This window comes from Ruegeria sp. AU67 (genome assembly GCF_900312795.1).
Classification (GTDB): domain Bacteria; phylum Pseudomonadota; class Alphaproteobacteria; order Rhodobacterales; family Rhodobacteraceae; genus Ruegeria; species Ruegeria atlantica.
Genome location: NZ_OMPH01000040.1, coordinates 353497 through 364134, shown reverse-complemented (window position 1 = coordinate 364134; position 10638 = coordinate 353497). Strand labels below are relative to the sequence as shown.

10 protein-coding genes are annotated in these 10638 nt (G+C 56.7%); 3 read left to right on the top strand and 7 right to left on the bottom strand.

Annotation, left to right across the window (positions count from 1 at the left end):
• Nucleotides 1-21 precede the first annotated feature (21 nt).
• The 3 genes from DK510_RS21235 to DK510_RS21225 are packed head-to-tail and all read left to right on the top strand — an operon-like array spanning nucleotide 22 to nucleotide 2628.
• Nucleotides 22-1245, top strand: a complete 1224-nt coding sequence (locus DK510_RS21235) for a class I SAM-dependent RNA methyltransferase (protein ID WP_109313793.1) — start codon at nucleotides 22-24, stop codon at nucleotides 1243-1245.
• A 21-nt stretch (nucleotides 1246-1266) separates the two neighbouring features.
• On the top strand, nucleotides 1267-2052 hold the full coding sequence (locus DK510_RS21230; RefSeq protein WP_109313792.1) for an ion transporter: 786 nt from the start codon (nucleotides 1267-1269) through the stop codon (nucleotides 2050-2052).
• Nucleotides 2053-2109: 57 nt separating this feature from the next.
• The gene (locus DK510_RS21225) at nucleotides 2110-2628 is read left to right on the top strand and encodes a murein L,D-transpeptidase family protein (RefSeq protein ID WP_109313791.1); all 519 of its coding nucleotides are present in this window, start codon (nucleotides 2110-2112) and stop codon (nucleotides 2626-2628) included.
• Here DK510_RS21225 and DK510_RS21220 read toward each other — a convergent pair.
• The 7 genes from DK510_RS21220 to cysQ all read right to left on the bottom strand — a co-directional run bounded on the left by DK510_RS21220 (nucleotide 2612) and on the right by cysQ (nucleotide 10611).
• Nucleotides 2612-4057 (bottom strand): nodulation protein NodH, encoded by a 1446-nt coding sequence (locus tag DK510_RS21220; protein WP_109313790.1) that lies wholly within the window; start codon nucleotides 4055-4057, stop codon nucleotides 2612-2614. The two genes, DK510_RS21225 and DK510_RS21220, sit on opposite strands and share 17 nt — an antisense overlap.
• A 6-nt stretch (nucleotides 4058-4063) precedes the next feature.
• Entirely contained in the window at nucleotides 4064-5764 is a 1701-nt protein-coding gene (locus DK510_RS21215) for a beta-1,6-N-acetylglucosaminyltransferase (protein WP_109313789.1), read from the bottom strand.
• Entirely contained in the window at nucleotides 5761-6747 is a 987-nt protein-coding gene (locus tag DK510_RS21210; RefSeq protein WP_109313788.1) for a glycosyltransferase family 2 protein, read from the bottom strand. Before DK510_RS21210 ends, DK510_RS21215 begins: the two co-directional genes overlap by 4 nt.
• 147 nt (nucleotides 6748-6894) lie before the next feature.
• Nucleotides 6895-7905 carry a glycosyltransferase family 2 protein gene (locus DK510_RS21205; protein WP_234999189.1) on the bottom strand — a complete coding sequence of 337 codons (1011 nt, stop codon included), beginning with the start codon at nucleotides 7903-7905 and terminating at the stop codon, nucleotides 6895-6897.
• Between the two features lie 55 nt (nucleotides 7906-7960).
• Nucleotides 7961-8944, bottom strand: a complete 984-nt coding sequence (galE, locus tag DK510_RS21200) for a UDP-glucose 4-epimerase GalE (RefSeq protein WP_109313786.1) — start codon at nucleotides 8942-8944, stop codon at nucleotides 7961-7963.
• A gap of 69 nt (nucleotides 8945-9013) precedes the next feature.
• On the bottom strand, nucleotides 9014-9814 hold the full coding sequence (locus DK510_RS21195; RefSeq protein WP_109313785.1) for a 3-deoxy-manno-octulosonate cytidylyltransferase: 801 nt from the start codon (nucleotides 9812-9814) through the stop codon (nucleotides 9014-9016).
• Nucleotides 9814-10611 (bottom strand): 3'(2'),5'-bisphosphate nucleotidase CysQ, encoded by a 798-nt coding sequence (gene cysQ / locus DK510_RS21190; RefSeq protein ID WP_109313784.1) that lies wholly within the window; start codon nucleotides 10609-10611, stop codon nucleotides 9814-9816. The genes DK510_RS21195 and cysQ overlap by 1 nt, the downstream gene beginning before the upstream one ends.
• Nucleotides 10612-10638 lie beyond the last annotated feature (27 nt).

Here is a 10638-nt window from a genome sequence, read left to right as displayed (position 1 = left end):
AAGCCCCGGTATCAGGCCCTCATGACGCAAACTTACACCATTACCCGCCTTGGTCATCAAGGCGACGGCATCGCTGATGGCCCCGTTTACGCTCCGCGTACCTTGCCGGGTGAGGTCGTCAGCGGCACGCTGCTGGATCAATTCCTGACAGATTTCCGTGTCGAAACGCCTTCGGACCAGCGGGTCAAGGCACCGTGTCGTCACTACAAGTCCTGTGGTGGATGCCAGTTGCAGCACGCCGCAGATGGATTCGTTGCGGATTGGAAGGTCGAGGTGGTGCGCACCGCGCTGGCGGCGCAGGGGTTGGAGGCGCCGATGCGCCCGATCCATACGTCACCAGAACGGTCCCGCCGTCGCGCGACGATCGCGGTACGACGGACCAAAAAGGGCACTCTGGCCGGGTTCCATGGCCGCGCGTCAGACACGATCACCGAGATCCCGGATTGCCAGTTGCTCGACCCGGCCCTGATCGCGGCCATTCCGGTGGCCAAAGCACTGGCGATTCTGGGTGGCAGCCGTAAAGGCGTGTTGGCGGTGACGCTAACCTTGTCCGAAGCCGGGCTTGATGTGGCGGTCAAAGGCGGCAAACCGCTGGACGGCCCGCTAGAGCTGGCTTTGGCACAAGCGACCGAGAAACACGGTCTTGCCCGGCTCAGCTGGGATGGTGAAGTAATTGCCATGCGCCAGCCACCCGTTCAGCGGTTTGGTCAGGCAAATGTTGTTCCGCCGCCCGGCGCGTTTCTGCAGGCGACAAAAGACGGAGAACAGGCTCTGTTAAAGGCCGTTTCCGAAGCTGTGGGTGGTTCCAAGCGCATTGTGGATCTGTTTGCTGGCAGCGGCACATTCTCTTTGCCCATGGCAGAGGGGACCGAGGTTCACGCCGTCGAGGGCGAAGCTGCGATGACGCAGGCGCTGGATCAGGGGTGGCGCAGGGCGCAGGGCCTCAAACGGATAACGACCGAGGCACGAGACCTATTTCGGCGACCGCTGATGCCGGATGAGCTAAAGTCTTTTGACGCTGTGGTGATCGACCCGCCACGCGCCGGGGCCGAGGCGCAAGTGACCGAACTGGCGCAAGCCCTGCGCCCGGTGATTGCCTATGTGTCCTGCAACCCGGTGACCTTCGCCCGCGATGCGAAAATTCTTGTTAATGCGGGCTACACACTTGAATGGGTACAGGTCGTTGATCAATTTCGATGGTCGTCACACACCGAACTTGCGGCACGGTTCACCCTGAACCCCTAAGACTTACAGGAGACCACCCGAATGGCGATCACTCAACGCCTGCTGACCCTTATCGAAGCACCAGCTTTCGGGAAGTTCATTACCGGTGTCATCATCTTCAACGCGGTGCTGCTTGGGATGGAGACATCACCGACCCTTATGGAAGCTGCAGGTCCATTGATCGTGACACTGGACAGCCTTTGCCTGACCATTTTCGTTGTTGAAATTGCGATTAAACTGCTGGCCACAGGGCGCAGGTTTTTCACCAACGGCTGGAATGTCTTTGATTTTGTGATTGTCGGCATCGCTCTTGTACCGGGTGGGTCCGGCCTGTCGGTGCTGCGGGCCTTGCGGATTCTGCGGGTTCTGCGTGTCATCTCGGTCGCGCCACGCCTGCGCCGCGTGGTTGAAGGGTTCATTTCGGCCTTGCCGGGCATGGCCAGCGTGTTCCTTCTTATGGCGATCCTGTTTTACATCGGTGCGGTGATTTCAACCAAACTGTTCTCGCAGACTTTCCCGGACTGGTTCGGCGATCTGGGCCTTTCAGCCTATACGCTTTTCCAGATCATGACGCTGGAAAGCTGGTCCATGGGGATCGTGCGCCCGGTGATGGAGATCTATCCTTACGCCTGGCTGTTCTTTGTGCCGTTCATCATGGTGACCACTTTTGCGGTGGTAAACTTGCTGGTCGGTCTGATCGTGAATTCGATGCAAGACGCGCACCATGCCGAGGACGAAGTCAAAACCGATGCCTATCGTGACGAAGTGCTGGAGCGGCTTGAAAGCATCGAGCGGCGCCTGACAGAGCAGCAAAACATCAAAAAGTGATTTCAGTTTTCACATTTTCTGGCATAATACAGAAAAAAAGAGCAGCAGGCAGTGAACATGGATCGTCGAGCATTTGGATTGGGTGCAATGGCAACGCTGAGCCTCTCAGCTTGTGCCTCGGCCAAACCCAGAATTCTAACTTACAACGGACCCGAAGTGACCTCTCTGGTCATCAACAAGGGAACGCGGAAACTATATCTTCTGCACAATGATAAGATCCTGAAAGAATATAGAGTTGATCTTGGATTTGCACCCAACGGCACCAAAGCAAAGCGAGGCGACGGGCGTACGCCGGAAGGCAGCTACCTGATTGATCGGCACAATCCCAATAGCCGCTATCATCTGTCGCTGGGGATCTCGTACCCGAATTCTGAAGATGTCGCGAAAGCGAAGGCCATGGGTGTCGATCCGGGCGGCGATATCTTTATCCACGGACAGCCGAACCGTCGCAAAGAGCGTAAACGCGCTAAAAAGACGTCGGATTGGACTGCGGGCTGCATCGCCGTCAAGAATGACGAGATCGAAGAGATCTATTCAATGGTAAATCGGGGAACGCTGATTACTCTGCGTCCCTAATCGGTTTCCAGGGCCCAAATCCGAACTGCATATAGTCACGCTGGTACGCCTGGGCGGCCAGCGTTTCCAGTTTGCCGTCATAAATCTCGGCCAGCGAGAACGGAGTATCCGGTTCGCTTAGGTCGGGTAAAGGCGGTGTGCTATGCCCCATCCGGCGCGCCAGATCGGGCAGGGCGGTTGTGACTTCATCCTCCCTTAGGACCAGGTCGGGCAATGCGAAGGAAGCCATCCCCTCAAGGGCCTGCGACTGACTGCACCATGCCGCATCCACGCGTATGGCGGTCTGTTGGGCAAGGTTTTGACGCAGGAATGTCAGGAACGCTGAAAACGCCTCGTAATGCTGCTCAACCGGGTAATTGCCATCGCGCAATTGCCCAGGGATCGGAATCTTTAACCGGTTGCGCAGGACGTGTCGGATTTTCGGATACGCGTCGGAACCCGTGTTGAGGATATGTCTGCAAAAAGCGCGATGCGCGCGCGCCAATGGGTGTTGTAGCACGGCGAACTTTCGATGCCCGGGATTGGAAAGAAACCACTGACGCGTCTGTTTCCTGTTCTGATTGGTCAGCAATTGTTCAACATCAACATGGTCCAGCGCGGCCATCCACCTTGCTACCGGGCTTTCCATTCCCCCGCGGATCGGCATGTACATCAGCGGCGTCTTTGGTGCGGCAACGTAATTCGCCACCAATGGACGTCGGCGTGGTTCAAAATTCGGAGTGCTGTGCAGGTTAAAGCTGTCGATCTGTGACAACGCCTGCTCCATCTCATCGGGGTTCGTCACTTTCGCCAGCGCCGGCTCGGGGTTTTGCGGTTTGAGTGTTTCGTCGATCGCCGACAGCCTGCCTGACACACCCAACCAGGCGGCAAGACCATTCAGAAGGTGCACCTGGTTCAGGTCTTCATAAGCAATGTAAAATGGGGTCTGGCCGCTTTGCTGCAAACGCTGCGACAGCATCAGGTGATACTCATGCTGCCGGTTCAGGTATTTCATGAACGCTTCGGCATCGAACTCAACCTGTGCTTCACGGCGACGCTTGATGTTTTTCAGCTGCCACTGCTTGGTTTCGCGCGCAATCTTCAATGAGATGAAGCTGTCCAGAGGGTTTCGGGTCAGAATGATCTTGGCGCAGCGCGGATCGCCCAAAGCTGGCTCTAACACACGTGGATCATGTCCCTGAAAAAGGCGAAACCCGTTCAGTTCCCCTGGTGCCTGCCGGATTGCCTCAAGCAATGTGGAAGGGTCACGATCCCTCTCTTCCACCGAGATGCCCAGCAGAGTGTCGGATTTCAGACGCCCGATGAAATGGGGATTGAACGCCTCGCCATGGCTGGTGACTCCTTCGATGGCGTTCAGGTTCGCCTCTAGCAAGTTGGAACCGGTCCGCATGGCTGCAAGAATGATAAAATAGTCAAATTGGGGCGTCATTTATCTTTACTGCACCAGATAGGGTTTTCGATATGGCCGGACCCGGCCCGTAAAGCTGTCGTCCGGTGGGAAATCGCCCATCAGATAAGGGTGCATGCCCTGGTTCTTCAGGTTTTGCAGGAACTGGCCAAACCCGGACAGATCCACCATTTTTGGCGCTTCGGTCAGGTGGCTGGTTTGGGTGGTTCCGGTATCCTCGACCACGGTCTGCAAAGGCTCGACCGGAGATTCAACGAATTCTGCCAGCGTCCACCTGCGAACCCGCGCCTTGGTCCAGACAGAAGACAGGATTTCCAGTTGCTTGGTTTCGATCTGCTGCAACCGCGCGGCTTCGGCGCGGATATCGGCAAAGTTCTGGTTTGATCGAAACAGCGGGATCGCCCAGGCCCCGGTTATGACGGAAATCAGCGCATTCTTGTCCCGAGCCAAGAGCCAGTTGATCTCTTGCGTGTCAGCGGGGCCGAACTGAAAACACTGTTTTTCGCCACGCGTGTTCCATATCAGGTTCGAAAGGAAAGCCGTTGGGTTGTAGTCCCGCAGCTTTGCGCAATCGCTGAGGCCGCCGTTGACGATGGTTTCTCCGCCGGCGAATTCTGCGCGCTTCGGGTCAAACAGATGCCCGTGGACACGCGCGCCGGTGATGTTGCTCAACCAGGGTTCAAAATCTTCGAACACTTCGGCAAAGCCCTGAAAAACCGAATACGGAGAGGATGTCAGCCCGTTTTCGTTGCCGTGCCTTGGAAACCGGCTTTGCATGTACAACCCGTCGCGCCCACGTGTGCGCCGTTCGACCGCTTTGGAAAACACCCGGTCAATTTTGCTTGGGTTGGGCTCTGTGGGTTTCATGGCGCCGGCCTGATCGGTCAGAAAGGCCTGATACAGGCGATCCGCGTTGGGCCAGGCTTTACGGGCAACAAAACAATCGGACCTGCGCAGTAGCTGCAGGTGGTCGTCATAGAAAATATGCGGACGACCCTGATAGTCGAATTTGGATAGGGTCAGAGACCGGCTTTCGATATGGGTGGAATACAGGCGCGCCAGCGTCTGGAAGTAGCTTTCGTCAGGTATCCAGACGCGCCGAAAATACCGATCATAGGTCTCGCGCTTTGGATCCTGCAATATAGCCGACAGGGTTTGGCGGGTCAGACACCACCACTGGCTACCCATATGCGGCACAAGCCCTTCGGGTATGTGGCGTCGAATGCGCAACGCGCGTTGCAGTTTCACATAGGCGTCAAACAGTTTGCGGTTCTTGCGCCACGAGAACGGAAATCTCAGGGTAAAGCGTTCCTGATCCAAGCCTCCGATGGTCCAGCTCACATCAGAGGTAGTGGCGCTTTCGATGAAATCCACGCGCGGCCTGTCCGAGAGGTAATTGACCAGTTCATCCACTGGCCGCAAAGGAATACAGGACCCCGAAGTCAGGAAAACATGGCGGACATCGGGAAATGTCTCAAGCATCAGTGCGGCGGCAGATTGCGAGGCGGCAACGATGCCCCACCCACCCCAGTTGCAGACATGACGGTCAGAAAACCGGATCAGCGGGTCATTCGCACAGGCGGCTACGAATTCCGCATAGACCTTGTTTGGCACCTTGCGGTCCACATGGATCACCACCGGGCACCCCGAAGACGTCCAGTGGCGGGCCACTTGCCCGGCACGGTTCAGCGCGGTGTGAACCAGCATAATGATGCCCAGATTGCTCATGCCCAGTTTCCTTTTGACATGAGGCCTAAAATCTCAAGTTGTCGCCAGTTGATATAAGCTTCGGACTTGTCGCACCAGAACTCGGGCATGTCCGCCAAATGTTCGGCATAGGCGCGATATTCCCCAGAGCTGCGGTAATGCTGGCCGCGCTCCATCTCTTCCTGGGCCTTCTCGCCCAGTGTGCTGATGAGTTTGGCGTGCAACAACGCGCCGCTTGCTTTTTCGCCACCCCATTCATCAAACACCTGGTTCAATCCGCGTGGCAGCAGCGCATGGGTCGAGCTGACATAGACATAGCGCTTGTCCCATTTCACCAACGGAATCTTGTTCAGCGCAGGCGCTTTTTTCGGCGTGTCCTTAAAGAACACACGCGCGCGAGGTCCGCCTTGAATCCAGAGATTTCCGTAGGTCGGGTTCTTTGTGATAGTATAGTTTCCTGCATCAAACCATTTGGCGATTTCGAACGGGTTTTGCCCCTCGGAATAGATGGCGTCTTCGACCGGCCCTTCGGGATACATGTCGATCAGCATTGCGCTGAAGCTGCGAACAGAGCAGCCGTCCAGCCAGTCGGTTAAGGCACGGATAGGCCGTGTGTCGCAGAACGGGTAGATAAAGAACTCGTCCGGGTCGACTGTTAGAACCCAGTGGCGGTGTGCATATTTGCGTAACAGGTAGTTTGTCCAGTCCACCCCAAACGACGCACGCCTATAGCTTGCATCAGCGCGCCAGACCGACACATCGGGTTGACCCGCCAGATATTCCAGTGATCCGTCATTGCTGGCGTTATCAACGAACAGAAAATGGTTGATGCCCAGCTGCCGGTAGTAGGTCAGAAAATACGGCAGGCGAATTTTCTCATTCCGTATGACGCTGACTAGCAGGACGTCTTTCCGTGTTATCGAATTTGTATTTACGGAAACGGGATTAAGATCGCGCCGCTTTCGAAGGCAACGCAATATACGGCGCTTACGCCGCAATCTCATCCGGTATGAATCCAATAGGCCCACGCGACTGCCCAACCTTTGTTATTTACGCGAGCGTGCCCGGAGCCTTTACAAGCCAGAGTGGTACCGGACAATTGCCGTTTTATGCCATTTTTCCATATTTCGAAGCAACGACTTTAAAAACCGTTAGTTTGAGTTGTGGCTTTCCCAGTCAATTGTTCCCATCAGACCCAGTTGCTGCAATGAGTTCCAACCGGTGTATCGCTTGGACTCTGGCGCCCACATGACGGGGCGATCCGTGATGCCGTCATAGTAGTCTGCAAACTGTTCGGGATCGTGAAAGTGTTGCCGGCGCTCTTTCTCGATCTTTGATTTTTCCACAACTTCGGGCAGGAATTTGGTGTGTAACAAAACACCAGATGGTGCTGTGCCGCCGGGCCCTCCGTAACTGGCGTTCAGATGTCGTGGCAATGCGGAATGGCACGAATTCACATAGGCGTAGCGCCGCGACCACCGGACCAACGGGATTTTGTTCAGCGTCGGAGATCGGCGTGGGGCGTCGGCAAAGAACATACGCTCGCGCGCGCCGCCCTGCACCCAAAGGTTGCCCAGCGGGCTTTGCCGTTGTGCCCGGTAGGGGGCGGCATCAAACCAACTCACCACCTCGGTCGGGTCGGTTTCAGGATCATAGCCTTGTTCCCCCAGCGGGCCTTTAGGGTAAAGATCCAGCATCAGCGCGCCGAATGCCACACGTCCCTGATCATCTAACCATTTCGTCAGGTCCGGTAGGGGCCGGGTGTCATGATCGGGGTAAATCAACAACTCATCCGCATCGACCATCAGAGTCCAGTGGTGGTGCCGATAGCGCATTTGCAACCAAGTCAGCCAATCCAGCCCATAGCGCGACGTGCGATAGCTGTCCCGGGTCTGCCACAGTGACACGTCCGGCTGTTCCTTGAGAAAGGGTACCGAGCCATCGTCGCTGTCGTTGTCGACGATCAGAAAGTGATCAACCCCCAATGCGCGATAATGGCGCAGGAACCAGGGCAGGCGGGTGATTTCATTGCGCAGCGTGGTGAAGGCTAGAATACCACCGGGTTTGATGTTCGCCGTGCGATCGCTCAAACTGGACAATTGATGGCGGCTGCGAAAGGACCGCCACAACAATCGCTGCCGTTTCAGCCGCAACTTGTACATTTGCACCCATGAGATGGGCGGAAGCGTTTCTTCCCCTGTACCAGTCACAATAGGCTCATTTTTCGTAATGGCCGTTCTGATGCCAGCGCCACGCATCGGCAATCATCGTCTCTAATGTGGACCTTTTGGGCGACCATCCAAGTTCCTCGTCAGCGCGCACAGAACCAGAGACCAACTTTGTGCAATCCCCAGCCCGGCGCGGTCCGATTGCATAAGGCACGTCGCGGTTGGTGACGGCATTGGAGTGGCTGATGACCTCCATCACCGAAAACCCCGATCCAGTGCCCAGGTTGAAGACGCGGCTGTCTTTGCCTTGTTCCAACCAGTTCAATCCCAAAACGTGGGCATCGACCAGATCGCAAACATGCACATAATCGCGGATGCAGGTGCCGTCTGGTGTTTCGTAGTCCGTCCCAAAAACGGTCAACCCGTCGCGCTTGCCGTCGATGGTGTCCAGCATCAGCGGCACAAGGTGGGTTTCCGGGCGGTGGAACTCGCCCACCTCGCCATCAGGGTCGGCACCGGCCACGTTGAAATACCGAAAGATCACGTGGTTCAGCCCGTGCGCGGCCTTGAAATCGCGCAGGATGTCTTCGATGGCACGCTTTGAGGCGCCGTAAGCGTTCAGCGGCAGTTGCGGCGTGTCTTCGTCCAGCACCACATTGTCATGCTCGCCATAGGTGGCGCAGGTGGACGAGAATACAAAGTTCTCACATCCGGCGGCCACTGTGGCTTCGATCAAATTCAGCGAACCGGTCACGTTGTTGGACCAGTATTTGCCGGGCTCGGACATGGCCTCACCCACTTGGCTGAGGGCAGCAAAGTGCATTACGGCCACGGGTTCGTATTTGGCGAACACCTCATCCAGTCGAGCGCGATCCAGCAGATCGCCCTGTTCGAACGGGCCAAACTTCACCGCGTCCTGCCAGCCGGTAACGAGATTGTCGAAGGTCACAGGCGTGTAACCGGCTTGAGAAAGCGCCTTACAGGCATGAGATCCAATGTACCCGGCACCGCCAGTGACAAGAATATTTTTCATAGATCGTCCCAAATTGTGATGCCACGCCCGGTTAGGCGTTGTTTTGACAGGGGTTCAGGGAAAATTGGGTCAATCCAACCCCATCGCGGCCATCATCTCTTCGAGTTTCGGCACATCTTGTGGGTTGTTCAATTCCCAGAATTGGCGGCCCTTCGCCTCCACCTCAACGCACAGAACCTTGCGACCATTTTCCATGAAGCGCAGCTGTTCCAGCCCTTCCAATTGCTCCAAAGGTCCCACTGGCCAGGTTGGATAGGCTGACAGCGCATCGGGGCGATAGGCGTAGACGCCGACATGGTGAAACACCGGTGTCGGTTCGGGGCCAGCAAAAGTTTCGGCAGTAAAAGGCACGACTTCTTTCGAGAAATACATTGCGCTGTGATCGGTGGCAAATACGGCTGTTGTGCCGCCGACCCGCCCGTTTTTGCGATCGTTCAGCAGACTGTTCAAAGCATCTCCGTCACAACGCAGAACTGGCGTTGCGACCCCGACGTCGGGCGCGGCGCGCAGACCGGCGATCAGGTCTTCGACAAACCAATGTGGTGTCAGTGGCGCATCCCCTTGCAGGTTCACCACGATCTCATAGCCCGCGCCCAGAGCAGTATGGGCCTCGGAGCAGCGCTCGGTGCCGTTACCGCAGGTCTCGGATGTCATTACCACCTCGGCCCCGAACCGCTCGGCCACGTCGCGGATTCGGTCGTCATCGGTGGCGACAACCACCTTGTCCACACCTGACACAGAACAGGCGGCGCGCCACGATCGTTCGATCAGGGTCATCGCGTTGCCGCTTGCCCCGGTCAGCGGAACCAGGGGCTTGCCAGGGTAGCGGGTCGAGGCATAGCGGGCGGGGATGGCAATCAATACGGACATCAGGCCTCCTTCAGGTCAACGCCCGGAGCGTAGGCGATAAAGAACGGGTTTGCATAGCCGTCCTTGCCGTAGGTCAATGACGAGTGGTCATCGAAACGAACAACCTTGCCGCCCGCACCCGCCAAAACGGCGTGACCGGCGGCTGTGTCCCACTCCATCGTGCGCCCGACGCGGGGATAGAGATCCGCTTCCCCTGTTGCGACCAGACAGAATTTCAGGGACGAGCCCGCGCTTTTGCTGTCCTTGACCTGATATTTGTTGATGTAATCTTCGGTCGCCTGATCGCGGTGTGATTTTGACGCGACGATCAAAAGTGCCGAATTGTCCGGTTCAGACACCGAAATCGGGGTTACGTCGCCGGCCTGAGCCTTGTTCAACGCGCCGGTTTCCTCAGCCGATTGACCGTCAGCTTGCGTGTAGAACATGCGCCCTTTGGCCGGTGCATACACAACGCCCCGAGTTGGCACTCCGTTTTCGACCAGTGCGATGTTCACCGTGAAATCACCGCGCCGGTTGATGAATTCCTTGGTGCCGTCCAGCGGATCGACGATCAGAAATGTGTCGCCTTTTTCGGAATGTGATGCGGCCTGTTCTTCGGTCACAAGCAGAATATCCGGGAACGCGGCGCGCAAACCTGCCGATATCAGGGCATCGGCAGCCTCGTCCGCTTCGGTCACGGGGCTGGCGTCGGATTTGACTTTGACGTCGAAATCATCCGACTCGTAGATCTGCATTATCGTGTCCCCGGCTTCCAGCGCCAGACGTCTGATTACGGGAATAAGGGCGTCGTAGGTCACAAAAATGCTCCGTTGCTGTAGTTTGTT

Coding starts and splice junctions, on each gene's coding strand:
- galE (WP_109313786.1), bottom strand. CDS start 8,944: ATGAAAAATATTCTTGTCACTGGCGGTGCCGGGTACATTGGATCTCAT.
- DK510_RS21215 (WP_109313789.1), bottom strand. CDS start 5,764: ATGAGCAATCTGGGCATCATTATGCTGGTTCACACCGCGCTGAACCGT.
- DK510_RS21230 (WP_109313792.1), top strand. CDS start 1,267: ATGGCGATCACTCAACGCCTGCTGACCCTTATCGAAGCACCAGCTTTC.
- DK510_RS21195 (WP_109313785.1), bottom strand. CDS start 9,814: ATGTCCGTATTGATTGCCATCCCCGCCCGCTATGCCTCGACCCGCTAC.
- DK510_RS21210 (WP_109313788.1), bottom strand. CDS start 6,747: ATGAGATTGCGGCGTAAGCGCCGTATATTGCGTTGCCTTCGAAAGCGG.
- DK510_RS21235 (WP_109313793.1), top strand. CDS start 22: ATGACGCAAACTTACACCATTACCCGCCTTGGTCATCAAGGCGACGGC.
- DK510_RS21205 (WP_234999189.1), bottom strand. CDS start 7,905: ATGTACAAGTTGCGGCTGAAACGGCAGCGATTGTTGTGGCGGTCCTTT.
- DK510_RS21225 (WP_109313791.1), top strand. CDS start 2,110: ATGGATCGTCGAGCATTTGGATTGGGTGCAATGGCAACGCTGAGCCTC.
- DK510_RS21220 (WP_109313790.1), bottom strand. CDS start 4,057: ATGACGCCCCAATTTGACTATTTTATCATTCTTGCAGCCATGCGGACC.